This is a genomic window from Geomonas sp., assembly GCF_035254065.1.
Lineage (GTDB): Bacteria > Desulfobacterota > Desulfuromonadia > Geobacterales > Geobacteraceae > Geomonas.
Map to the genome: position 1 here is coordinate 1 of NZ_DATFBA010000096.1, position 25,475 is coordinate 25,475.

The 25,475-nt window shown below is 62.7% G+C and carries 22 protein-coding genes and 1 pseudogene; all 23 read left to right on the forward strand.

What is annotated here, in order from left to right:
* Positions 1–216, forward strand: a pseudogene (locus tag VJ604_RS04950) (hypothetical protein); the annotation flags it as partial.
* A 310-nt stretch (positions 217–526) separates the two neighbouring features.
* Entirely contained in the window at positions 527–802 is a 276-nt protein-coding gene (locus VJ604_RS04955; RefSeq protein ID WP_324080269.1) for a hypothetical protein, read from the forward strand.
* A 157-nt stretch (positions 803–959) separates the two neighbouring features.
* On the forward strand, positions 960–1,181 hold the full coding sequence (locus tag VJ604_RS04960) for a type IV pilin protein (protein ID WP_324080270.1): 222 nt from the start codon (positions 960–962) through the stop codon (positions 1,179–1,181).
* A 256-nt stretch (positions 1,182–1,437) separates the two neighbouring features.
* Positions 1,438–2,193 (forward strand): nickel pincer cofactor biosynthesis protein LarB, encoded by a 756-nt coding sequence (gene larB / locus VJ604_RS04965; protein ID WP_324080271.1) that lies wholly within the window; start codon positions 1,438–1,440, stop codon positions 2,191–2,193.
* Positions 2,190–3,347, forward strand: coding sequence for a nickel pincer cofactor biosynthesis protein LarC (larC, locus tag VJ604_RS04970; protein WP_324080272.1), 1,158 nt, complete (start codon positions 2,190–2,192; stop codon positions 3,345–3,347). The genes larB and larC overlap by 4 nt, the downstream gene beginning before the upstream one ends.
* Positions 3,344–3,793 carry a phosphatidylglycerophosphatase A family protein gene (locus VJ604_RS04975; RefSeq protein WP_324080273.1) on the forward strand — a complete coding sequence of 150 codons (450 nt, stop codon included), beginning with the start codon at positions 3,344–3,346 and terminating at the stop codon, positions 3,791–3,793. Before larC ends, VJ604_RS04975 begins: the two co-directional genes overlap by 4 nt.
* On the forward strand, positions 3,790–5,019 hold the full coding sequence (locus VJ604_RS04980; protein ID WP_324080274.1) for a CinA family nicotinamide mononucleotide deamidase-related protein: 1,230 nt from the start codon (positions 3,790–3,792) through the stop codon (positions 5,017–5,019). The genes VJ604_RS04975 and VJ604_RS04980 overlap by 4 nt, the downstream gene beginning before the upstream one ends.
* A gap of 212 nt (positions 5,020–5,231) precedes the next feature.
* Entirely contained in the window at positions 5,232–7,226 is a 1,995-nt protein-coding gene (locus tag VJ604_RS04985; RefSeq protein ID WP_324080275.1) for a sensor histidine kinase, read from the forward strand.
* Between the two features lie 548 nt (positions 7,227–7,774).
* The gene (recA, locus tag VJ604_RS04990; protein ID WP_324080290.1) at positions 7,775–8,773 is read left to right on the forward strand and encodes a recombinase RecA; all 999 of its coding nucleotides are present in this window, start codon (positions 7,775–7,777) and stop codon (positions 8,771–8,773) included.
* Between the two features lie 9 nt (positions 8,774–8,782).
* Complete coding sequence (locus VJ604_RS04995) at positions 8,783–9,940, forward strand: type IV pilus twitching motility protein PilT (RefSeq protein WP_324080276.1); 1,158 nt, start codon at positions 8,783–8,785, stop codon at positions 9,938–9,940.
* The gene (locus VJ604_RS05000; protein WP_324080277.1) at positions 9,941–10,399 is read left to right on the forward strand and encodes a regulatory protein RecX; all 459 of its coding nucleotides are present in this window, start codon (positions 9,941–9,943) and stop codon (positions 10,397–10,399) included.
* A 239-nt stretch (positions 10,400–10,638) separates the two neighbouring features.
* A complete protein-coding gene (gene alaS / locus VJ604_RS05005) occupies positions 10,639–13,269 on the forward strand; it encodes an alanine--tRNA ligase (protein ID WP_324080278.1) in 2,631 nt (876 codons plus the stop codon).
* Positions 13,270–13,443: 174 nt separating this feature from the next.
* Positions 13,444–14,595, forward strand: coding sequence for a hybrid sensor histidine kinase/response regulator (locus tag VJ604_RS05010; RefSeq protein WP_324080279.1), 1,152 nt, complete (start codon positions 13,444–13,446; stop codon positions 14,593–14,595).
* Positions 14,596–14,863: 268 nt separating this feature from the next.
* Positions 14,864–15,742 carry an acetylglutamate kinase gene (argB, locus tag VJ604_RS05015; RefSeq protein WP_324080280.1) on the forward strand — a complete coding sequence of 293 codons (879 nt, stop codon included), beginning with the start codon at positions 14,864–14,866 and terminating at the stop codon, positions 15,740–15,742.
* A gap of 6 nt (positions 15,743–15,748) precedes the next feature.
* The gene (locus VJ604_RS05020) at positions 15,749–16,942 is read left to right on the forward strand and encodes an acetylornithine transaminase (RefSeq protein ID WP_324080281.1); all 1,194 of its coding nucleotides are present in this window, start codon (positions 15,749–15,751) and stop codon (positions 16,940–16,942) included.
* A gap of 211 nt (positions 16,943–17,153) precedes the next feature.
* A complete protein-coding gene (gene argF, locus VJ604_RS05025; protein WP_324080282.1) occupies positions 17,154–18,074 on the forward strand; it encodes an ornithine carbamoyltransferase in 921 nt (306 codons plus the stop codon).
* A 243-nt stretch (positions 18,075–18,317) separates the two neighbouring features.
* Positions 18,318–19,538 carry an argininosuccinate synthase gene (locus tag VJ604_RS05030; RefSeq protein WP_324080283.1) on the forward strand — a complete coding sequence of 407 codons (1,221 nt, stop codon included), beginning with the start codon at positions 18,318–18,320 and terminating at the stop codon, positions 19,536–19,538.
* 63 nt (positions 19,539–19,601) lie between these two features.
* Entirely contained in the window at positions 19,602–20,045 is a 444-nt protein-coding gene (locus tag VJ604_RS05035; protein WP_324080284.1) for an NUDIX domain-containing protein, read from the forward strand.
* A gap of 226 nt (positions 20,046–20,271) precedes the next feature.
* Positions 20,272–21,435 carry a hypothetical protein gene (locus tag VJ604_RS05040; RefSeq protein WP_324080285.1) on the forward strand — a complete coding sequence of 388 codons (1,164 nt, stop codon included), beginning with the start codon at positions 20,272–20,274 and terminating at the stop codon, positions 21,433–21,435.
* Between the two features lie 21 nt (positions 21,436–21,456).
* A complete protein-coding gene (argH, locus tag VJ604_RS05045; RefSeq protein WP_324080286.1) occupies positions 21,457–22,833 on the forward strand; it encodes an argininosuccinate lyase in 1,377 nt (458 codons plus the stop codon).
* 177 nt (positions 22,834–23,010) lie between these two features.
* Positions 23,011–23,793: an LPS translocon maturation chaperone LptM gene (gene lptM, locus VJ604_RS05050; RefSeq protein WP_324080287.1), complete on the forward strand. Its 783-nt coding sequence runs from the start codon at positions 23,011–23,013 to the stop codon at positions 23,791–23,793.
* Between the two features lie 93 nt (positions 23,794–23,886).
* On the forward strand, positions 23,887–24,174 hold the full coding sequence (gene gatC, locus VJ604_RS05055) for an Asp-tRNA(Asn)/Glu-tRNA(Gln) amidotransferase subunit GatC (protein ID WP_324080288.1): 288 nt from the start codon (positions 23,887–23,889) through the stop codon (positions 24,172–24,174).
* A gap of 160 nt (positions 24,175–24,334) precedes the next feature.
* On the forward strand, positions 24,335–25,475 hold a 1,141-nt coding region (gene gatA / locus VJ604_RS05060; RefSeq protein ID WP_324080289.1), incomplete at its 3' end, for an Asp-tRNA(Asn)/Glu-tRNA(Gln) amidotransferase subunit GatA.

The window sequence follows — 25,475 nt, forward strand, 5'->3', positions numbered from 1 at the left end:
GTGATCATGGACCTGACCATCCCGGGGGGGATGGGGGGGCGGGAGGCGGCCCAGCGGCTCCTCGCCTACGACCCGGCGGCCAAGCTGGTGGTCTCCAGCGGGTACTCCCACGAGTTGTCGCTCTCCAATGCCAGCAATTACGGCTTCCTGGCCGCGGTCAAGAAGCCCTACCAGGTGTCCGACCTGGCCCATACCTTGGAATCGCTGGAGGGGTGATCGGCGTTCCGGGGAGAAGAGGAATGCCGGCGCGGGGAAGTGGCGGAGGGTGGCGGCCGGCTGTTACCCGGCCTGCGCCGACTTGGTGATCCAGCTCTAAGATGCGGGAGAGGGGACGATTTTTTGGGGAGCGTCCCCTTTTTTTCGTTGGTAAGATTGAATCGAGAAAGTATAGTGAGGTCGACGGGAAGAAAAGCCGGACACGTTCCCTGATAAACGTTGGTAAGGCATACGGAAGTTCCCCCTTCCAGGAATCTGCTGGCCCGAAAAACGCGCAAGAGCTGAGAACTGGTGTAATTGGGAGGCGAAGATGTCAAAACGGGGCAAGCAGAAAAAGGCAGAGAATGTTGAAAAACGCAGGCTCCAGATGGAAGAAGCGCTGGAATGCCAAGCGGTCAAGCAGGCGGTCGAAAAACAGCTCGGCTTTGTCTCCAAAAGAAGGCCCAAGCAGTGCAGCTTCCGCTACTGCCTGCGCTACGTCGATCCCTCCTGCACGGTATGCCCGTACTGCGGCAATCCGATCGAGAGTATCGAACCTGCAGCGGCTCCCTTCAGTTTTTCAGGAGCTGCCCTGCAGGGATGCTGATGGCCGAGCAGCCGGTGCCATCCCCTTCTCTGGGTACTGTTACTTTTGCGGCGGGCATGTTATAAGGACCGTGCCGCAGTGCGCTTGGCGCGCCGGCACTTGCCGGAGCGGCCAACAGTCAGGTCGCCAGTTGGTCCGCTTTTACTTTGAGGGAGTCATGGCTATCGAGGTCAACCAGAAAGGGTTCACGCTCGTCGAGATGCTGGTGGTTGTGGCCATTATGGCAGTTCTGGTAATGATCACCGTCCCGCAGTATACCTCCTTTCGTTCCCGTGCCTACATCAGCAGTTGTGCAGCGGATCTGAATCATCTCAGGAGCGGACTGGAAGCGTATAAGGTCGAACGGGAGCAGTATCCAGGCGCTCTTGAACTGCGATGACGGGACCTGATCCCCCGACCAACTATCCAGCCAGCGAAAGCCCGCTCACGCGGGCTTTTTTGTTTAATACCGGTAGCTACTGCATGTCCGCCGATACCGATTCAATCCCGCCCGACTCCCTGCCACTCACACCCGCCTCCTCCTATGTCACAAAAATGTTCCCGCACCGCCATGGAAGCCCATTTTTATGCAGCGGAACGCTCCGTTCTATGTTAGCTTAATGCCATTTTTCAAGATAACGGGAGACAGTCCGAGCATGCATAGCAGCGCTATCGAAAAGATCCTCAAGGAGGTCAGCGACGGTACGGTCGACGTGGCGCAGGCGCTCCAACGGCTGAAGCACCTCCCCTTCGAGGACTTGGGGTGCGCGACGGTGGATCACCACCGCTCGTTGCGCCAGGGATTCCCCGAGGTGATCTTCGGCCAGGGGAAAAGCGTCGCCCAGATGCAGACCATCATTACGGCACTGGTGGAGAAGGGGAGTAACGTGCTCGCCACCAGGGTGAACGCCGCCAAGGGGAAGAAGCTCGCCCCCCTCTTCCCCGCTGCAATCTACCACGCCGACGCCCGCGCCCTGACCATCGAGCAGCATCCGGTAAAGATGCGCGGTAAGGGGAAGGTGCTGGTGGTCTGCGCCGGCACCTCGGACATCCCGGTGGCGGCGGAGGCGGTGCTCACCGCGCAATTGATGGGGAACGAGGTAGAGAAGCTCTACGACGTGGGGGTCGCCGGGCTGCATCGCCTGTTGGCCAGGAAGGCGCTCCTGGCCGAGGCCGCCGTGATCATCGTGGTCGCCGGCATGGAAGGCGCGCTTCCTTCCGTGGTGGGAGGGCTGGTGGACAAGCCGGTGATCGCGGTCCCCACCTCGGTCGGCTACGGCGCGGCCTTCGGCGGAGTGGCGGCCCTGCTGGGCATGCTGAACTCCTGCGCCGCGGGGGTCACCGTGGTCAATATAAACAACGGCTTCGGCGCGGCCTACGCGGCGAGCCTGATGAATAGGATCCATGCATGAAGATCGCGTACTTCGACTGCTTTGCGGGGATCGCCGGCGACATGACGGTGGCCGCCTTGCTGGAGCTGGGACTGCCGCTTGAGACGCTTCGTGAGGAGCTGGACAAGCTTCCGCTCTCCGGCTACGCCCTCGACAGCTCGCGGGCCTCGCGCCACGGGGTATCCGGCACCTCCTTCAAGGTCACCCTGCTCAAGGAAGACCAGCCGCACCGCCACTATTCCGGCATTGCCGCCATGATCGAGGCCTCTTCGCTGAAGCCGCGGGTGAAGGAGCTTGCCCAGCGGATCTTTAGGCGGCTCGCCGAGGCGGAAGCCGCCGTGCACGGCGTGCCGCTGGAACGGGTCCATTTCCACGAGGTGGGGGCCATCGATTCCATCGTCGACATCGTGGGCACCGCGATCGGCCTCGACTACCTCGGCATCGACAAGGTCTATGCCTCGGCGCTTCCCTTCGGGCGCGGCTTCGTGCAGACCGCCCACGGCCGGCTCCCGGTCCCCGCACCGGCCACCGCCCATCTGCTACAGGGAATCCCGCTGGCGGGGGACATCGGGGAGGGAGAGCGGGTGACCCCGACCGGGGCCGCCATCGTGGCCGCCCTCGCCGAAGGTTTCGGCGCGCCGCCGGCCATGACGGCCGGCCAGATCGGCTACGGCGCCGGCGAGAAGGATTTCGCCGAGCTCCCCAACCTCCTCCGCGTGGTGCTGGGGGAGGTGGCTGCGGCGCGTGACGAGGAAGAGGTGCTGGTCATCGAGACCCACATCGACGACATGAACCCGGAGCTGTTCGGCTTCCTGATGGAACGGCTGCTGCAGGCAGGCGCGCTGGACGTCGCCTTCAGCCCGCTGCAGATGAAGAAGAACCGTCCCGCCACCCGGCTGACCGTGATCGCCCGGAAGCCCGAGCTGGACGCGCTCTCCTCCCTGATCCTCTCCGAGTCCACCGCCATCGGCCTTCGCTACTACCCGGTCCGGCGCATCACTTTGGCCCGGGAAGTCCGGGAGCGGGAGACCTCGCTGGGGACGGTGCGCGTGAAGGTGCTGGAAGGGGGGCGGGTAACGCCGGAGTACGACTCCTGCCGGGAGATCGCGCTGGCGCGTTCCCTGCCGCTCATCGAGGTGTACCGGATCGTGGAGCGGGAGACGGCTTTAGGATGAGACGCTTCGCCTTTGTCGCCACCACCTGGTTCGGGACCGGCCTCGCGCCGGTAGCCTCCGGCACCGTGGGAACGGTGGGGGCCATCCCGTTCTACCTGGCGCTCTCCCGGCTTCCGCTGCCGCTCTACCTGTTGACCACCGTCGCCTTCACCCTGTTCGCCTGCTGGGTGTCCTGCTTCGGCGAGGAGCTCTACGGCGAGCACGATTCCGGCAAGATCGTGATCGACGAGGTGGCGGGGTTCCTGGTCACCATGACCGCGGTGGCGGTCTCCTGGCAGTCGGTGCTGGTCGGCTTTTTCATGTTCCGGCTCTTCGACGTTACCAAGCCGCAGCCGGCCCGCTGGTTCGACCGCCACCTGAAAAACGGCTACGGTGTGGTGCTGGACGACATCGTCGCCGGCGTCTACGCCTGCATCGCCACCCATCTCATCATGAGGCTTCTGTGAAGATAGCGACCCTCTCCATCGGCGACGAGCTCCTCACCGGCGAGATCGTCGACACCAACGCCGCCCACATCGCCGGCAGGCTCTACGACGCCGGCGTCAGGGTGGCCAGGCACCTGACGGTGGCGGACGACGAGGAAGCCATCGTTGCGGCCCTGAGGGAGCTCTCCGCCGGCCACCAGGCGGTGGTAGTCACCGGCGGGCTGGGCTCCACCCCGGATGACCTGACCACCAAGGCGGCTGCGCGGGTGGCGGGGGTCCAGCTGGAGGTCTCCGCCGAGGCGCTGGAGCACCTGGGGAGTTTCTCCAACCGCACCACCGGAGGTCTGCACCCGAAAAATCTCAGCCAGGCCCTGCTCCCGGCCGGGTGCACGCTGATCCCCAATCCGCTCGGCACCGCCTGCGGCTTCCAGCTCACCCTGGACGGCTGCCGGTTTTTCTTCATGCCCGGGGTGCCCTTCGAGATGGAGAGGATGCTGGACGACACGGTGCTTCCCACCCTGGCGGGGGAGGGTAAAGGGGGCTGGCGGCGGATCACCTTGAAACTGTTCGGCATCTCCGAGGCCGCCGTCGCCGCGCGCCTGGAGGGATGCCTTCCCGCCGACTCGCCGGTTGAGCTTGCCTACTGCGTCAAGTTCCCGGAGGTGCACCTGATCCTGCGCGCGGACGTGCGGCACCTGGAGCTGCTGGAGAAGTCGGCGGCCGAGATCCGCGGCCGGCTCTCCGCCGAGACCTTCGGCCGGGACGACGAGACCATGGACGACGTGCTGGCCGCCCTGTTCAGAAAGAGCGGGAAAACCCTGGCGCTCGCGGAATCCTGCACCGGCGGCATGATCGCCGCCCGCATCACCAGGGTGGCCGGGAGCTCCGCCTACTTCCTGGAGGGGAACGTCACCTACAGCAATCAGGCGAAGAGCAGGATGCTCTCCGTCCCCCCCGAGCTGATCATCGCCCATGGCGCCGTCAGTTCCGAAGTGGCCTGCGCCATGGCGACCGGAGCGCGCCAGGCGGCGGGAAGCGACCTCGCCCTCTCCGTCACCGGCATCGCCGGCCCCGAAGGGGGCTCGGACGAAAAACCGGTGGGGACGGTGCATATCGCCATGGCCGACGGTGTTTCCTGCCGCGTGGAGAGGTACAACTTCCCGGGCGACCGCGAGGCGGTGCGGGGGATGACCTGCTTCACCGCGCTCGACTGGCTGAGGTGCTACCTGCTGGCGCTGCAGAAGTAGCAACTCCCCCATCCTCACCCCGGCCCGCCCCTTGAAGGGGAGGGAGAGTTTGCGGGAGAGGAGTGGGTGGGGAAAGACTTTGCCCCTTGCTGAGCCGACCCCTCAGACCTCGCGTCCCCTCCCCTTCAAGGGGAGGGACAGGGTGGGGATGGGGCGTGAGAGGGGATGCGGATTTCGTGAGCTGTCGTTGCTTGCCTGTTACGGGAGGCACCTTGCACTTTGTTCCGCTGTTACTGCTGCTCGCCTGTGAACTGGTCCTCCTCTGGATGGACCGGAACTACCCGCTGTCGCCCTGGGTCCATCCGGCGGTGGTGGTCGCGCTCGCCCCCGTGCTGCTGGTGATCTCGGCGTCCCTGAAGAAGCGCCGGGGGAGCGTGTTGAGCGGGCTGCGCCTGGAGATCAGCGGGATGCAGCAGGAGGTGGCCAAGGCCGCCTGCCGCTACAAGTCGCTCCTGGAGGACGCCGGCAACGCCATCTTCGTCTTCAACGCGGAGACCGGCGCCCTGGAGGAGGCGAACGGCCAGGGACTCGAACTGCTCGGCTTCGACAAGGAGGAGCTCTCCTCCATGCTGGGGCGCGACCTCTTGCATCCGGACGAGCGTGAGAAGTTCCGCTCCTTCGTCTACCAGCTCAAGCGGCACGGCACGGTCAGCTCGGAGCCGCTCCAGTTCCAGAGGAAGGACGGCAGCATCTTCCTCGGCGAAATAAGCGGCAGGCTGATCGACCTGGTCGACGAACAGGTGGTCCACTGCATCGTCCGGGACGTGACCCTGCAGGTGCAGACCCAGAGGGAGATCCGGCACCGCAACCGGGAACTCTCCATCCTGAACGACATCCTCACCGGCATGAAGCAGGGGCCGGGGGTAGGGGTCCCCGAGGAGACCCTGGTGGAGATCATGGAGCTGTTCGGGGCAGGCGGCGGTACCGTCCACCTGGTGGGTGAGGCCGGCAAGCCTCCCCAGCTCTCGGTGTCCCGGCAGGTTGCCGATTCCCTTGCCAAGCAGCTCGCCTCCGCCTTCAAGGCCCCCGTCTGTTGCATGGGGGTCAGCGTGGTAGAGGAGGGACCGCCGGGGAGCCTGTTCGACAGCGCGCAAGCGTACGGCTGGCGCAGCATAACCGGCGTCCCGCTCTTCGTGCAGGGGCACCTGGTCGGCGTCATGCATCTTTTGCATCTCTCCCCGCACAGCTACACGGAGGAGGACCTGCGCTTCCTGGAAAGCGTCGGCAAGCAACTGGCCAACGTGATCGAGAAGAACCGCCTGTTTGCGGAACTCAACTGGAAGAGCGCGGAGCTGCTCCGTTCCCATCATCTGCTGGAGAAGTCCAGCCACAACCTCTCCCTCTCCGAAATCAAACTCAAGAAGAACCTGGCCCTGGTCGAGCAGGCGAACCTGGAGCTGAACCGCCTGGACCGCATGAAAAACCAGTTCCTGGGCATGGTCTCCCACGAGTTCAATACCCCGCTCACCAGCATCATCTCCGGCGCCGATTATCTGCTGCAGGACGTGGAGAGCCGCCCGGAGCACGCCGCGGTACTGGAGATGGTCAAAAACGGCGGGCTGAGGCTCAGGGAGCTGGTGGCCGACCTCTTGAAGCTGATCAAGCTGGAGGCGCGGGGGGACCAGCTGGCACCGTCCGTGGTCCACCTCCAGCAGTTCCTCCACGCCATGACCGAGCAGCTGAAGCCGCAGCTCGATGAGCGCCGACAGAGCGTGAAGCTGACTGGCCTCGACGCGCTTCCCTTCTTCGATGGTGACCGCGAGTACCTGGAGCGGATCTTCGGGGAGCTGCTTTTGAACGCCATGAAGTTCAGCCCCGAGGGGAGCGAGATCGAGGTGCGGGGACGGGTGGTGGATGTCAACTCGCTCTGGGAGCGGCGGGAGCGGCTGGAACAGTTCAACGCCGACTTCCTAAGGCGCTGCGGCAACCGCTGCTACCTTGAGGTGGAGGTGAGGGATCCGGGCATCGGCATTCCGATGGAGGAGCAGCAGGGGATCTTTGAGATCTTCTACGAGGTAGGGGAGATCAGGCACCACTCCAGCGGCAGCAGCAGGACGCAGGGGAAGGGGGCCGGTCTTGGGCTCGCCATGGTCAAGGGGATGGTGGAGGCGCACGGCGGCATGGTCTGGGTGGAGAGCGAGGGGGGAAGCTCCTTCTTCGTGCTGCTCCCCCTGGAGCAGGAAATCAGCCAGCCGGCGCTCTTCTAACGTCTGCGTCCGCCGCCTGTTGTTATCGGGAAAGTGTAGTAACATCTCCTGCATTGCCCTTCCCGGGGGAGAGCCATCCGGCAATTCTGCCGTCGTTTCGCTCGCGACTTAATCTGTCGTGCCGTTCAGGTAAGGTCTGCGCATTGTCATGGGTGGCACCGACACTCACATCTGTCGCGTATAACGTTATGAACTCCGAATGTCCCCTCTCCCGGAGGGGGAGGGCTAGGGAGGGGGACCGCAGCCGGCCACTGCGGATGCTTTCCACCCGATGCGCGACTTCCCTCACCCCTGCCCTCTCCCGGTGGAGAGGGGTGTTGGAAGAGGGGACTGCGGAGACTTTCCATCCGATGCGCGGCTTCCCTCACCCCGACCCTCTCCCGTCGGGAGAGGGGGAGTTGGTCGGCGTAGAAGATAGAACATAAACTTGTTTTGCCTGCAGGGATGTTCAGCTTGAAAACCCGTCGTGGGTTGTGCTACATGTGGTTGATTCCATTTTTCCATTAAAGACCGTGACCTACACGGAACAGGAGATATACGAGATGGCGATGCTCGACAAGGAGAAGGCGATTGACCTGGCGCTCAGCCAGATAGAAAAACAGTTCGGCAAGGGCTCGATCATGAGGCTCGGCAACGAGGAGGCTCTGCCGGATGTGGCCTCCATCCCGACCGGCTCGCTCTCCCTGGACCTGGCCCTCGGCGTCGGGGGGGTGCCGCGCGGGCGCGTGATCGAGATCTTCGGACCGGAGTCCTCCGGCAAGACCACCCTCGCCCTGCACATCATCTCGGAGGCCCAGAAGACCGGCGGCATCGCCGCCTTCGTGGACGCCGAGCACGCCCTCGACATCGGCTACGCAAGGAAGCTCGGGGTGAAGACCGACGACCTCTTGGTCTCCCAGCCGGACACCGGCGAGCAGGCGCTGGAGATCGCCGAGACCCTGGTGAGAAGCGGCGCCATCGACGTGCTGGTCATCGACTCCGTGGCCGCCCTGGTCCCCAAGGCGGAGATCGAGGGCGACATGGGCGACTCCCACATGGGTCTGCAGGCACGCCTGATGTCCCAGGCCTTGAGGAAACTCACCGGCATCATCTCCAAGTCCAACTGCTGCGTGATCTTCATCAACCAGATCAGGATGAAGATCGGCGTCATGTTCGGCAACCCCGAGACCACCACCGGCGGCAACGCCCTCAAGTTCTACGCCTCGGTCAGGATGGACATCCGCAAGATCGCCGCCCTCAAGCAGGGCAACGACATGATCGGCTCGCGCACCCGCGTGAAGGTGGTCAAAAACAAGGTGGCTCCCCCCTTCAAAGAGGTGGAATTCGACATCCTCTATGGCGAAGGGATCTCGAAGGAGGGAGATGTGCTCGACCTCGCGGTGGAACGCAACGTGGTCGAGAAGAGCGGCGCCTGGTTCTCCTACGGGAAAGAGCGCATCGGCCAGGGACGCGAGAACTCGCGCCTGTTCCTGAAGGAGCATCCTGAAATCACGCAGGAAATCCGGGCCAAGCTATTGGCTCCGGAAGAGGCGGTAGCCGCACTCTAGCGGGGTCCCATGCAACTCAACGAAATACTCGCCATAGCGATGAAGGCGAAGGGCTCGGACATCCACCTCAAGGCGGGACTCCCTCCCATCGTCAGGATTGACGGGGCCTTACGGGCCATCCCGAACGCGGAGCGGCTCACCGCCGACGTGGTGCGGACCATGGCGCTCGGCATCATGAACGACCGCCAGAAGAGGCTGTTCGAGGAGAACTACGAGGCCGACCTCTCCTACGGCGTGCCGGGCCTGGGGCGCTTCCGCGTGAACGTCTTCGCCCAGCGCGGGACCGTGGCCATGGTGCTGCGCGCCATCCCGATCGCCATCCCGACCCTGGAGACGCTCAACCTGCCGCCGGTCCTGAAGAAGCTCGCCCTGGAGCACCGCGGCCTGATCCTGGTCACCGGCACCACCGGGAGCGGCAAGTCCACCACGCTCGCCTCGATGATCGACTACATCAACGAGAACCGGACCTGCAACATCATCACCATCGAGGATCCGGTCGAGTACCTGCACAAGGACAAGAAGAGCCTGATCAGCCAGCGCGAGGTCGGTTTCGACACCCTCTCCTTCGGCAAGGCGCTTACCTCGTCGCTTCGGCAGGACCCGGACGTCATCCTGGTGGGTGAGATGCGCGACTACGAGACTATCGAGATCGCGCTGACCGCCGCCGAGACCGGCCACTTGGTGCTCTCCACCCTGCACACGCTGGACGCCGCCGAGAGTATCAACAGGATCATCTCGGTCTTCCCGCCGTACCACCAGCGGCAGGTGCGCATGCAGCTGTCCGGCATCCTCAGGGGGGTCATCTCGCAGCGGCTGGTGCCCCGGGCGGACGGCAAGGGGCGCGTGCCGGCGGTCGAGATCATGATCGGCACCGCCCGTATCCGGGACTGCATCGACGACAAGGAGAAGACCAAGCAGATACCGGAGGCCATCTCGCAAGGCTTCACCAGCTACGGGATGCAGACCTTCGACCAGTCGCTCATGCAACTGCTCACCCAGAAGCTGATCACCTACGAAGAGGCGATGAGGCAGTCCAGCAACCCGGACGACTTCGCACTCAAGGTTTCCGGTATCTCTTCCACCTCGGACACCAACTGGGACAACTTCACCAAGGACGACGAAGAATCCAAGGTCGAAAACGTCGACATGGTCATCGAGAAGTACTAGGTGAAGCAGGGTACCCCCTTCGACAGCAGCCTGAGGATTCTGTCGCTGCGCGATCACTCCGAGGCGGAACTCAGGAGAAAGCTGAAGGAGAAGGGGTACGAGGAAGCGGGGATCGAGGAGAGCGTGGCGAGGCTCAGGGAGCTTGGCTACCTCGACGATGTCCGCTTCGCGCGTCACTTCGCGTCCTCCGCCATCCGAAACGGCAGGGGCTACGGCGCCAGGCTGAAGATGGAACTCGCCCGCCGCGGCGTGGCAGCCGCCATCGTAGCCGAGGTGCTGGCCGAGATCGACGAGGAACACAGCGAGGGGGAGCTGCTGGGCGAGCTGATGGCAAGGCGGTTCAGCGGCTTCGACGCCGGCTGCGCGACCGACAAGGAAAAGCGCCGGGTGATCGGCTACCTGCAGAGAAAAGGGTTTTCCCTTGCGGCCATCCTGAAACAGTTGCAGTCAAAGGCATAGAACGCGGATGACGCGGATTTAGCGGATTACCGCGGATAAAACCAACCCAGAAAAACAATAAATTCAAAGGCTTTTGGAACAGGGCTAAAAGCGGATAAAAGGGATAAAACATTTCGGTTAAGAACAAAAAGTCTTTGCTCTTGATCCGTGTAAATCCGCAAAATCCGCGTCATCCGCGTTCCATTAGGTAATTTTTTTTAGGTTAAGAAGGTTATTCCCATATAGCTGAGGTTTTGTACATGACAGGCAGAGAAATCCGGGCCAGATTTTTTGAGTTCTTCCAGAAGAAGGGGCATACCCTGGTTGAGAGTTCCAATCTCATCCCCAGAAACGATCCCACGCTCCTTTTCACCAACGCGGGCATGAACCAGTTCAAGGACACCTTCCTCGGCCTCGAAAAACGGGACTACGTGAGGGCGGTCTCCTCCCAGAAGTGCGTGCGCGCGGGCGGGAAGCACAACGACCTGGAAAACGTCGGGCGCACCGCACGCCACCACACCTTCTTCGAGATGCTCGGCAACTTCTCCTTCGGCGACTACTTCAAGAAGGACGCCATCGCCTTTGCCTGGGAATTCCTCACCCAAGACCTCGGTCTCAACAAGGACCGCCTCTACGTGACGGTCTACACCGATGACGACGAGGCCGCCGCCATCTGGCACGAGCAGGAAGGGGTGCCCAAGGAGCGCATCTACCGCTTCGGCGAAAAGGACAACTTCTGGGCCATGGGCGACACCGGCCCCTGCGGCCCCTGCACCGAGATCTTCTGGGACAACGGCCCCGGCACCGGCTGCGGCAGCCCGACCTGCGCGGTCGGCTGCGACTGCGACCGCTACATGGAGATCTGGAACAACGTCTTCATGCAGTTCAACCGGAGCAAGGACGGCTCCATGACGCCGCTCCCCAAACCGTCGGTCGACACTGGCATGGGCCTGGAGCGCATCTCCGCGGTCATGCAGGGGGTCACCTCCAACTACGATACCGACCTCTTGCAGGGGATCATCCGCCACATCGAGACCCTCTCCGGCAAGAAGTACCGCGCCGACGAGAAGGACGACGTCTCCATGCGCGTCATGGCCGACCACTCCCGCGCCATCACCTTCCTGATCTGCGACGGCGTGCTCCCCTCCAACGAGGGGCGCGGCTACGTGCTCAGGCGCATCATGCGCCGCGCCGCCCGCCACGCCAAGATGCTCGGCATCAGCGATCCGGTCATGTACAAGGTGGTGGACGGCGTCAACCAGATGATGGCCGACGCCTACCCGGAACTCATCGAGCGCGAACACTACGTGAAGAAGGTGATCCAGGCCGAGGAGCAGCGCTTCGCCGAGACCCTCGACCGCGGCCTCGCCATCCTCAACGAGGAGACCGCCCGCCTCACGGAAGCCGGCGAGAGCGTCATCTCCGGCGAGGTGATCTTCAAGCTGTACGACACCTTCGGTTTCCCGGTCGACCTCACCGCCGACATCGTCGAGGCGGAGGGCTTCACCCTGGACGAGGACGGCTTCGCGCTCTGCATGGAAAGGCAGCGCTCCAAGGCGAGGGAGAACTGGAAGGGCTCCGGCGAGGAAGGGCTCGCCGCCATCTACAAGGAACTGCACGGCACCGGCATCACCACCAACTTCGTGGGCTATTCCGAGCAGACCGCCTACTCGCCGATCAGCGCCATCATCAAGGACGGCATCACCGTCGAGGAGGCCAACGAGGGGGACGAGGTGGAGATCATCACCGCCACCACCCCGTTCTACGGCGAATCCGGTGGTCAGGTGGGCGATACCGGCCTGATCTCCACCGGCTCCGGTCACCTGGAGGTCAGCTCCTCGGCCCGTCCCTATCCCGACCTGATCGTGCACCGCGGCAAGGTCGTCTCCGGCAGCATTCGCGCCGGTGAGGCCGCCGACCTGAAGGTCTCCACCGCCAAGCGCTCGGCGACCGCCAGGAACCACACCGCCACCCATCTCCTGCAGACCGCGCTCCGCAAGGTGCTGGGCGATCACGTCAAGCAGGCGGGCTCGCTGGTGGCGCCCGACCGGCTCCGCTTCGACTTCACCCACTTCTCCGCCATGACTCCCGCCGAGATCCGCGAGGTGGAGACCCTGGTCAACGAGTTCATCATGGAGAACGCCCCGGTCGACATCCGCGAGATGGCCTCCAGCGACGCGCTCGCCTCCGGCGCCACCGCGCTCTTCGGCGAGAAGTACGGCGATACCGTCCGGGTGGTCCGGGTGGGGGACATCTCCAGCGAGCTGTGCGGCGGCACCCACGTGCACGGCGCCGGCGAGATCGGCTTCTTCAAGATCCTCTCCGAGGTGGGCATCGCCGCCGGCGTGAGAAGGATCGAGGCCCAGACCGGGGCCGGCGCGCTTGCCTATGTGCACGCGCTCGAGGACGAGCAGCGCGGCATCGCCACCCTGGTGAAGGCCGAGGCGGGCGCCAATCTCGACCGGGTGGACAAGCTGGTTGCCAGCCAGCGCGAGCTGCAAAAAGAGATCGAGGCGCTGCAGGGACGGCTGAACGCGTCCAAGTCGGCCGACCTGATCCAGCAGGTCCGCGAGCAAAACGGCGTCAAGGTCCTCTCCGTGAAGGTGGACGGCGGCGACGCCAAGGGGCTGCGCGAGCTCTCCGACACCCTCAAGGAGCGGATCGGTTCCGGCATCATCGCGCTGGGCACCAGCGACGGCGCCAAGGCGAACCTGCTGGTGGCGGTCACCTCCGACCTCTCCTCGCGCTGGAAGGCTGGCGACATCATCAAGGCCATCGCCCCCATCGTGGGGGGGAACGGCGGCGGCAAGCCCGAGCTCGCCCAGGCCGGCGGCACCAAGCCGGAAAACCTGGCCGAGGCGCTGGAGGCGGTGTACAACATCGTCGGGTAACTTTGCCTGTTTCAAATCCCTCTCTGCCAACTCCCCCTCTCCCTACGGGAGAGGGCCGGGGTGAGGGAACTTTCCACGAAGATGCGAGGCTTCCCTCACCCCTACCCTCCCCCGCAGGGGGAGGGAGAGCTTGAGTAAGTAGACGGGTGTTTTTAGCCACGAGGTGCCGGGCTCATGTTCCAACTCACCCAAAGATCCGGTCAGCTCCTCATGCAGGAGCGGGAGCGCAAGACGCTGCTCATCGTCGACGACGAGGCGGTGATCCGCGACCTCTGCAAGCGGGCCCTCCGTGATTACGAGGTGATGGAGGCGGAGGACGGCGAACAAGCCTTTAACCTCTTCCTGCGCGGCGGCATCGACGTTATCCTCACCGACGTCATGATGCCCAAGCTGGACGGCCTCGAGTTCCTCAAGAAGGTCAAGGAGCGGGAGCCGACGGTCGTGGTGATCATGATGACCGGCTTCGCCGACAAGGAGCTGATCCTCAAGGCGCTCAAGGCCGATGCCGACGACTTCATCAACAAGCCGATCAACCTGCTGCAACTGAAAAGCGCGGTCGACAAGGCCCTGGAGAAGAAGGCCCTCAAGGAAGAGATCGCCAGCCTCAAGAACCTCGATCGCCTCAAGACCAACTTCCTCTCGCTCGTCTCCCACAAGTTCCGCACCCCCATCACCGCCATCTCTCTTTTCCTGCAGAACCTTGCCGACGGCGTTTACGACCCGGAAGACGAGGTCACCAGGGAGAACATCGGCCTCATCCACGAGGAGGCCTGCTACCTGGGAAGATTGGTGAGCGATCTGCTGACTTTTTCCAACGTGATGGACGCCCGCGACGGGCTCAACCTCGAACCGTGCGATCTTGGCCTCCTCATTCCCAAAGTTGTGCGCGCGTCGAGGGAATGGACGGACAAGCCGGATGTCACTTCGGACCTGGACCTGAAACCGATGCCGGAGATCATGCTCGATCGGGCCAAGTTCAGTTTCTCGCTGCAGCAGGTGGTCGACAACGCCATCAAGTTTTCCAAGGATTCGGGAACGGTCTACGTGACTCTCAGGTGTTCTCAGGAAAGCTGCGAAATCGTGGTCGAGGATGAAGGGGTCGGCATCGCCAAGGAGCAACTCCCCAAGGTTTTCGAGAAGTTCTACCAGGTCGACATGAACCATACCGGTCAGATCCGAGGCTTCGGCCTCGGCCTTTTCTATGCACGTGAGTTCATCAGGATGCACGGCGGCAGCATCAGCATCGAAAGTGAGCCGGAGACCGGTACCCGCGTGGTCATCACCATCCCCACCATTACCCCCGCCTCTGTGATACCCGAAGCGTAGCTCAGGCTGGCCTCAGAGAGATTGGCTCAAGAGAGAGTTGCTCAAGAGCGAGTTGCTCTAGCCGTTCGTGCTGAGCTTGTCGAAGCACAGTGCCACTTCGGGACAGCGCTCCCCCTCCCCCGCCCCTCCCCCTTCGGGAGAGGGGATGTCGGCGTACCATCCCTTCAGGAGAGGGGATCCAGGGGCTCTTTGAAGTTGATTATTTCCCCTTATCTGTTATATTAGCCACTTTCCACGTAGATCGACCAATATTGAGGCTGTTATGGAGATGCAGAAACTAATAGACAAGGCGAGCACTCTGATGGAGGCTCTCCCCTATATCAGACGTTTTTCCGGCAAGACCATCGTGATCAAGTACGGCGGTCACGCTATGGCTGACGAGAAGCTCAGGAAGTCGTTTGCACTCGACGTCATCCTGCTGAAATACATTGGCATCAACGTCGTGGTAGTGCATGGCGGCGGTCCCCAGATCAACGAAACCCTGAAGCGTTACGGCATCGTCTCCGAATTCGTCAGAGGGATGCGGGTCACCGACGCGGAGACCATGGGGGTCGTGGAGATGGTGCTGACCGGCCAGGTCAACCGCGAGGTGGTCGGCTACATCAACCAGCACGGTGGCCGCGCCGCCGGCGTCTCCGGCAAGGACGGCAGCCTGCTGGTCTGCGAAAAGCTGCTGCAGGACGTTCCGAATGCGGACGGCACCGTCGAGAAGGTCGACATCGGTTTCGTCGGCGACGTGATCGAGGTCAACGCCACCATCCTGACGGCACTGGAAAGAGGAGGGTTCATCCCGGTCATCGCTCCGATCGGGGTAGGCCGAAATGGCGAAAGCTACAACATCAACGCCGACGTGGTGGCGGGCAAGGTGGCGGCGGCGCTCAACGCCGAGAAGCTCATCCTTTTGACCGACGTCTCCGGGGTGAAGAGCAAGACCGGTGAGCTTTTGTCCAGCATCCAGCTCGCCGACGTGCCGACCCTGATCGACAACGGCACCGTGACCGGCGGCATGATTCCCAAGGTGACCTGCTGCACCGACGCGCTGGCCGCCGGTGTCAAGAAGGCCCACATCGTGGACGGCAGGATCGAGCACGCCGTCCTGCTGGAGATCTTCACCAACGTGGGGATCGGGACCGAGATAGAGGAGTAATTCCAGATGAAATCATCGGCTTGGATCGACAAGGCTGACAAATATATCATGAAGACCTACGGGCGTTACCCGCTGGTGCCGGTGAAGGGCGAAGGGTGCTATCTGTGGGACGCCGACGGCAAGAAGTACCTGGACTTCCTGGCGGGAGTCGCCGTCAACAACCTCGGGCACTGCCACCCGGCGGTGACCGCCGCGCTGGCCAAACAGGCCGGCGAGCTCATCCACTGCTCGAACTACTACCACATCCCGCAGCAGATCGAGCTGGCGGAACTGCTCTGCACCCATAGCTTCGCTGACAAGGCATTCTTCTGCAACTCCGGCGCGGAGGCGAACGAGGCGGCCATCAAGCTCGCCCGTCGCTACAGCCGCGAGAAGCACGGCGCCGACCGCTACGAGATCATCACCGCCATCTCCTCCTTTCACGGCCGCACCATGGCCACCGTTTCGGCCACCGGCCAGGAGAAGGTGCAGAAATTCTTCGACCCGCTTTTGCACGGTTTCCGCCACGTGCCGTTCAACGACGTCGCCGCCCTCAAGGCCGCCATCTCCCCCTGCACCTGCGCCATCATGCTGGAGCCGATCCAGGGCGAGGGCGGGGTGGTAGTCCCGGACGCTACCTACTTCCAGGAGGTGCGCCAGCTCTGCAACGAGAACGGCCTCCTCCTCATCTTCGACGAGGTGCAGGTCGGCATGGGCCGGACCGGCAAGCTGTTCGCCCACGAGCACTTCGGCATCACCCCGGATATCATGACGCTGGCCAAGGCGCTGGCGGGAGGCGCCCCTATCGGGACCATGCTGGCCACCGACGAGATCGCCGCCGCCTTCGTCCCCGGCACCCACGGATCCACCTTCGGCGGCAATCCGCTGGTGACCGCCGCCGGCGTGGCCACCGTGCGCACCATCCTGGAGGACGGGATCCTCAACAGGACCGAGGAGATGGGCGAGTACCTGCTGGGCGAGCTGGAGGCCCTGCAGAAGAAGTTCTCCTTCATCACCGACGTGCGCGGCATCGGCCTCATGATCGGCGTGGAGCTCTCCATTCCCGGCGCCGACATCGTCAAGAAGGCCCTCGAGCGCGGACTGCTCTTGAACTGCGCCCAGGAGAAGGTGCTGCGCTTCGTCCCGCCGCTGATCGTCAGCAAACAGGAAGTGGACGAGATGCTCGCCATCCTGACCGGGATCCTGGAAGAGATTAAGTAGCAGGGCCTGGGGGCTGACAATGTTGGGGGGGAACCGTTCGTGCTGAGCTTGTCGAAGCGCGGCCCAACTTCTTCCTGTCTGACCAAGCCGTATAAGTTGCACGCCCTTCGACAGGCTCAGGGGGAACGGCTAATACGAAATGCTGTGTAGAGGGGGACTGGCACCTGCTAAGCCAGTCCCCATATCAAGTAAGAAAGTGAGACGCCAGCCAATGAATAAAGACTTCCTCGCCCTGAGCCAGTTCTCCAAGGCTGAACTGGACGCCATCTTCGCGCTGACCAAGGATCTCAAACAAAAACAGAAAAGCGGCGTGGAGCATCACCTCCTGAAGGGGAAGACCCTCGCCATGATCTTCGAGAAGTCCTCGACCAGGACCAGGATCTCCTTCGAGGTCGGTTTCTATCAGCTGGGCGGACACCCCCTCTTCATCTCCGGCAAGGACTCCCAGATGGGGCGCGGCGAGCCGATCAAGGACACCGCCCGCGTCATCGCCCGCTACTGCGACGGCGTCATGATCCGCACCTTCGCCCAGGCGACGGTGGACGAGTTCGCCAAGTACTCCTCGGCTCCGGTCATCAACGGTCTTACCGACCTCCACCACCCCTGCCAGATCATGGCGGACGTCTTCACGGTCATCGAGCACAAGGGTGGCTATGAGGGGCTCACGTTCGCCTGGGTGGGCGACGGCAACAACATGGCCAACAGCTGGATCGAGGCGGCCGCCATCTTCGGCTTCGACCTCACCCTCGCCTGCCCCGAAGGGTACGACCCGGACGCCACTGTGTTGGCCTGGGCCCGCGCCAACGGCAAGTCCAAGATCGTCATCACCCGCGATCCCAAAGAGGCGGTAGCCGGCGCCGACGTGCTGAACACCGACGTCTGGGCCAGCATGGGGCAGGAAGAGGAGCAGAAGGTCCGCGAGAAGGCCTTCGCCGGCTACCAGCTGAACGACGAACTGGTGGCGCTCGCCAATAAGGATTGCGTGGTGCTGCACTGCCTCCCCGCCCACCGCGGCGAGGAGATCACCGACAGCGTCATCGAAGGCCCCAACTCGGTGGTCTGGGATGAGGCAGAGAACCGCCTGCATGTGCAGAAGGCCATCATGGCCACCCTGATGGGTGGCGTGAAGTAGCCGTCAAGTCCCCCTTGATAAAGGGGGATTTAGGGGGATTGCAGTTGGCTCTAGTTAGAAGATAAAAGCAATCCCCCCTGTCCCCCCTTTATCAAGGGGAGGACCTGTTGCACCCGTTGTTGGCAACGGAAACGTTTCTGAGATAGGAAAGGTGATTCTATAAAGAAGTACCAGTGACTGAAGGCAGCACGGTTGTACCAAGAGAACTGGCACCTGTTCCACAAATCATCCTAAGGAGAACCCATGGCTAAGAAAGAAGTCAAGAAGATCGTCCTTGCCTACTCGGGCGGGCTCGATACCTCCATCATCCTCAAATGGCTCAAGAACGAGTACGGCTGCGAAGTCGTCACCTTTTCCGCCGACCTCGGCCAGGGCGACGAACTGGACCCGATCCGTGAGAAGGCCTTCGCCACCGGCGCCGATAAGGTCTACATCGACGATCTGCGTGAGGAGTTCGTGAAGGACTTCGTGTTCCCGATGTTCCGCGCCAACGCCATCTATGAAGGGCACTACCTGCTCGGCACCTCCATCGCGCGCCCGCTGATCGCCAAGCGCCAGATGGAAATCGCCAAGATTGAGGGCTGCGACGCCGTCTCCCACGGCGCCACCGGCAAGGGCAACGACCAGGTCCGCTTCGAGCTTGCCTACTACCACTTCAACCCGGCCATCACCGTGGTCGCCCCCTGGAGGGAGTGGAAGCTGAACAGCCGCCAGGCGCTGATCAACTACGCCAAGAGGAACGACATTCCGATCCCGATCACCAAGAAGCGCCCCTGGTCCTCCGACCGTAACCTCCTGCACATCTCCTTCGAGGGGGGCATCCTCGAGGATACCTGGATGGAAGCGCCCGAGCAGATGTACGTGCTGACCAAGTCCCCGGAGAAAGCCCCCAACAAGCCGCAGTTCGTCGAGATCGAGTTCGTGAACGGCAACGCGGTGGCGGTGGACGGCGTCAAGATGTCCCCGGCCGAGCTCCTTGCCCACCTGAACTTCTTGGGCGGCGAGCACGGCATCGGCCGCGTCGACCTCTTGGAGAACCGCTCTGTCGGCATGAAGTCCCGCGGCGTGTACGAGACCCCGGGCGGCACCATCCTGCGCGAGGCCCACATGGCCGTCGAGCAGATCACCATGGACCGTGAAGTCATGCACCTGCGCGACTCCCTTATCCCGCGCTATGCCGAGATGGTCTATAATGGTTACTGGTTCGCACCGGAGCGCGAGATGCTGCAGACCCTGATCGACGACTCCCAGAAGACCGTGAACGGCGTGGCCCGCGTCAAGCTGTACAAAGGTCACTGCCGCACCGTCGGCAGGAAGTCCGAGACCAACTCGCTGTTCAATCTCGACTTCGCCACCTTCGAGAAGGACCAGGTTTACAACCAGGCCGACGCCGAGGGCTTCATCAAGCTGAACTCGCTCAGGCTGAGGATCCGGTCCCTCATGGAGGCCAACAAGAAGAAGTAAGGGAACCGCTTTCGGTTCAGGAGGTCATAGGGGCACGAGAGCATCGTGCCCCTATTCCGCTTTATGGAGCAGCAAGAATTCAAGGCAAATCACATCGTGACCTCGGTGGTCGCCGTCATCGTCGATAGCGAGGACCAGGTGCTTCTGACCCAGCGGAGCGTCCCCCCTTTCCAGGGAGAATGGGTGATGCCGGGGGGGAAGATCGACCTCGGTGAACCGATCGTCGAGGCGCTTAAGCGGGAGGTCTGGGAAGAGGTCGGGCTGGAAGTCGAGGTGAAGGACCTGATCGACATCTTCGAGCACGTAACGCCGGGAGAAAGCAACTACCACTTCATCATCCTCTACTACCGCTGTACGCCGCTGTACTGCGACGTCAACCACAACCGGGACGAGGTGATGGAGGCGCGCTGGGTGAAGCCCGAGGAGCTGGAGCAGTACAAGATTCCCGCCGGTGCCCGTTTCATCCTGACCAAGGTTTTCCCGGACGCGGTGCAGTGCAAGGTGTGATCAAAGTTCTTCCGGGAATTCGGGGGAAGGTATAGTCGGGATCCGTTCGTGCTGAGCTTGTCGAAGTACCCCTTTCCCGACTCTCACAAGCTACCCTTCGACAGGCTCAGGGCGAACGGTGTTACGAGCTTGAAGGGGTTGGTAGGTTGATAATCAGGAACGCTTTTTAGTTGTTATCCCGTTCATCCTGTTCATCCCTGTTGAATAAGCCTTGGGGTTGGTTGTTATGGTCAAGATCATTGAAAAACACGTCCATCTTGACTTCCCCCTGGGGCATCACCTGCACTGCCTGATCGCGCAGATCCCCAACCGCCTGGCGCGGCGCGATCATCTGTTCCGGTTGGAGGCACCGGACGAACAGTGGCAGGTGGTGAAGAGCATCCTCGACCTGGTGGCGGCCGGCGACGGCAACATGAAGCGGCTGCACTTCCTGATGTTCCCGGAATGCTCGATCCCGGTGGACCGCTTCGACGAGATGCTCTCCTTCATCGACAAGGAGTTCCGGCCCAATACCGTCACCATGTTCGGCCTGGAGCAGATCAAGCTGCAGGAATACCGCAAGATGCTGATCCGCTTCCACGCGGACAACGCGGACGTGATCGAGCTCCTCGAACAGGACGTGGACTCCGGGGACATCCTCGGCATGCCGGTCAACTGGTGCTGCATCGCGGTCAAGGAGGCGACCGGCAAACTGAGGGTATTCCTGGAGGCGAAGAGCCATCCCTTCCGGGGCGAGGAGTTCCTGGACAAGGACCATGACCTCTACCGTGGGCGCCATTTCTACCTCTTCCGAGGCGAGCCCGCCTGCTTCAACTTCATGACCATCATCTGCCTGGACTACCTGTACCGGGACCTCTACTCGTCCAACATCAGGCAGATCATCGATTACTCCGACCGCCTCTTCTTCACCAAGCGGCAGTCGCTGGACGCCCTTTTCGTGATCCAGTGCAACCCCAAGCCGGAGCACAGCTCGTATCGCGACGTGCTGACCGGCTTCTACGGCGAGTACCTGGAAGACACCCCGGGAGTGCGGGAGACCGTCACCGTTTTCGGCAACTGTTCCAACGAGAGCGTGGTGGAGGGGGTGCGTTGCGAGTCGTGCTACGGCGTCTCCTCGGTTGTGATCAGCAGCCGCCACAAGATGCTGCAGTTCCAGGAGCCGGAGTTCCAAAGCGACGATTTCGCCGGCGCGCCGGTCGGCCGACTCCGCTTCGGCCCCGGTAGCAGGCTCTTTTATTTCAATCTCCCCCTGCACCATGAACTTGACCCCCGCAGCTCGCGACTGCCGCTCAAGGTGCATTCCGTGCTGAGCTGGGACAAGGATCAGGGCTGGCAGAAAACAGGAGAGGGCGCGACACCTCAAGCATTCGAAATGAATGAACAAGACTAAAGAAGCAGGAGAGATCTAACCATGTCCAAAGACAAACTCTGGGGCGGACGTTTCACCCAGCCGACCGACAAATTCGTTGAGGAGTTCACCGCCTCCATCAACTTCGACAAGCGCCTCTACCACCAGGATATCCGCGGCTCCATCGCCCACGCCACCATGCTCGGCAAGCAGGGGATCATCCCGGCCGAGGACGTGGAGGCCATCGTAACCGGCCTCAAGTCGATCCTCGACGAGATCGAGGCGGGGACCTTCGACTTCTCCGTCTCGCTGGAAGACATCCACATGAACATCGAGGCGAGGCTTTCCGAGCGGATCGGCGATGCGGGCAAAAGGCTCCACACCGGGCGCTCCAGGAACGACCAGGTGGCGCTGGACATCAGGCTCTACCTGCGGGACGAACTGGTGGAGATCTCCGCCTACATCGAGCTGCTGATGGACTCGCTCATCTACCAGGCCGAGCAGAACCTGGGCGTCATGATGCCGGGCTTCACCCACCTGCAGACCGCCCAGCCGATCCTCTTCTCGCACCACATGCTCGCCTACCACGAGATGCTCAAGCGCGACCTGGGGCGCATGGAGGACTGCCTGAAGCGCACCAACGTGCTGCCGCTGGGCGCCGGCGCCCTGGCCGGCACCACCTTCCCGATCGACCGCGAGTTCGTGGCGGAGCAGCTGGAATTCCCGGAGGTGACCCGCAACTCCCTGGACTCCGTCTCAGACCGTGACTTCGCCCTGGAATTCTGCTCCGCTTCCTCCATCCTGATGATGCACCTCTCCCGCTTCTCCGAGGAGCTGATCCTCTGGTCGACCAGCGAGTTCAAGTTCGTGGACCTCTCCGACTCCTTCTGCACCGGCTCCTCCATCATGCCGCAGAAGAAGAACCCCGACGTCCCGGAGCTGGTGCGCGGCAAGACCGGGCGCGTGTACGGCAACCTGATGTCGCTTTTGACCGTGATGAAGTCGCTGCCGCTCGCCTACAACAAAGACATGCAGGAAGACAAGGAGCCCCTCTTCGACACCATCGACACCGTGAAGGGGAGCCTGAAGATCTTTGCCGACATGGTGCGCGAGATGAAGGTGAACCCGGACCGCATGAAGCAGGCTGCCGGCGCCGGCTTCTCCACCGCCACCGACGTCGCCGATTACCTGGTCCGGAAAGGGCTTCCCTTCCGCGACGCACACGAGGTGGTGGGGAAATCGGTCCGTTACTGCGTCGAGAATGACAAGGACATCCCGGAACTGACCCTTGAGGAGTGGAAGCAGTTCTCCGAACGGATCGAGGATGACATCTTCGGCTTCATCACTCTGGAGGCCTCCGTCAACGCCCGCAGCGCGACCGGCGGCACCGCACTGGAGCGGGTAAAGGCCGAGATCGCCCGCGCCAAGGAAGGCAGGTAGCCGGTGGCTGCCCCCATCCTCACCCTGTCCCCCGCCTTCGCCTACTGGCTCCGGCGCGCAAGCTTCCCCTTGAAGGGGAGGGGACGTCGGGCCCGCCGCACATCTATTGGCACGCACCATCCTGCCTTTCACGAACTTCTCCCTCCCCTTCAAGGGGAGGGCAGGGGTGAGGATGGGGTGCTCAGGCGCGGCATCACCCAGCGACTGCTGTCGCTCCTCCTTCTCGTCCTGCTCCCGGCCCTGCTTCTCTCCGGCTGCGGAAAGAAAGGTCCCCTGATCCCTCCCGAAGCTCTCGCCCCGGCACAGATTGTCGACCTGGCCGTCGCCCAGAAGGGGGGGCGCTTCCAGGTCTCCTGGTCGTCTCCCTTGCGCGAGGAGAGCGGCCAGCGGCTCACCGACCTGGCGGGTTTCCTGCTGTTCCGGCGTCCGGTGCTGCCTCCCTCCCAGGACTGCGAGGAGTGCCCGTCGGCCTATACCCAGCTGGCGAAGGTCTACGTGGATTACCCCAAGGAAGTCACCAAGGTAGGAAACCGCTACCTCTATGCCGATACCGATCTCCTGGAAGGGAAGACCTACCAGTACAAGGTGCGCTCCTTCACCGCCGAGGAGCTGCAGAGCAAGGACTCCAACAAGGTTCGCCGCACCGCCGTCCATCCGGCTGCGCCGCCCGTGCTGGAAGCGGAATCCACCGCCACCGGCGTGGTCCTTTCCTTTGTCTCCATCCCACCCTCGGACGGCGCCATCGTCGGCTACAACATCTACCGCGCCAAGGCGGGGGAGAAGATGCCCCCCTCTCCGCTGAACGCCACTCCGGTGAGCGGGACCAAGTACGAGGACAAGAGCGTGCTGTTCGGAGCCCGTTACAGCTACTGGATGACCACTCTGGAAAAGGTTAAAAATGAGACGCTGGAGAGTGACCCTTCCAACGAGGTTTCCGGCGAGATGCAGGAGCGCGAGTAGGGTGGTTTCCTTGCCTTTTTGACCCTTTCATGCTAATAACCGATATCACCCAAAAATACCGGGACGCCAGCAATGGCGCCCCTTGGAGCATGCATGAAGATCACCAGAGCTGAGGTGGAGCACGTGGCACGGCTCGCCCGACTTGAGCTTTCCGATCCCGAACTCGACACCTTTACCGCCCAAATGGACTCGATCCTCGCTTACGTAGAGAAGCTGAACGCTCTCGACACGGAGGGGATCGTTCCGACCTCCCACGCCGTACCCATGGAAAACGCCTTCCGCCCCGACACTCTGAAGGAGTCGATCGGAGTGGACGCCGCCCTGGCCAACGCCCCCAAGCATACCGAGAGCTTTTTCAGAGTGCCTAAGGTGATCGAGTAGATCCCTGTCACTCTAATCCCCTTCTTTAAACCCCCTCCCATTCAAGGGGAGGGCAGGGGTGAGGATGGGGGTGAAGCTTATTGAATCTAAAGGTAAATCCCCCCTGTCCCCCCTTTGTCAAGGGGGGGACCTTTGGCGGGCGGAATGCGGAGAATATGCAATGGAAATTTTCGACCTCACCATACATGAACTGCACGACAAACTGAAGGCGAAGGAGCTCTCCTCGGTGGAGGCGACCAAAGCCATGCTGGCGCGGATCGAGGCGGTGGATGAACGCGTCAATGCCTACATCACCGTGACTCCGGAACTGGCACTGGCCGAGGCCGAGGCGGCCGACAAGCGCATTGCCGCCGGCGAATCCGATCTCCTCACCGGCATCCCGGTCGGGCTCAAGGACATCTTCGTCACCAAGGGGATCCGCACCACCTGCGGCTCTAAGATCCTGGAGAATTTCATCCCGCCCTACGACGGGACCGCCGTCGCCAATCTCAAGAAGCGCGGCGCCGTCATCCTCGGCAAGCTGAACCAGGATGAGTTCGCCATGGGCTCTTCCTGCGAATCGAGCCACTTCGGCCCCTGCCGGAACCCCTGGGACCTCGAATGCACCCCGGGCGGCTCCTCGGGCGGCTCCGGGGCAGCCATCGCGGCACGCGAAGCGACCGCCACCCTGGGCACCGATACCGGCGGCTCCATCCGCCAGCCCGCCTCCCACTGCGGCTGCGTCGGCCTGAAACCTACCTACGGCAGGGTTTCCCGCTACGGCGTGATCGCCTACGCCTCCTCGCTGGACCAAGTCGGGCCGATGACTCGCGACGTCACCGATGCGGCCATCATGCTGGGCGCGGTGGCGGGCTACGATCCGATGGATTCAACCTCGGTGGATACCCCGGTTCCCGACTACGTCGCCGCCCTTTCAGGAGGGGTGAAGGGGATGAAGATCGGCCTCCCCAAGCAGTACTACATCGAGGGGCTCGACCCGGACGTGAAGAAGGCGATGGACGAGGCGATTGCCCTCTACAAGAGCCTCGGCGCCGAGATGAGGGAGGTGAGCCTCCCCCACACCGAGTACGCCGTCGCCACCTACTACCTGATCGCCACCGCCGAGGCGAGCTCCAACCTCGCCCGCTACGAAGGGGTCCGCTTCGGGCACCGCAGCGAGTCGGCCAAGGGGCTGATCGACATGTTCGCCAAGAGCCGTGCCGAAGGGTTCGGCGCCGAGGTGAAGCGCAGGATCATGCTCGGCACCTACGCGCTCTCCTCCGGCTACTACGACGCCTACTATCTGAAGGCGCAGAAGGCAC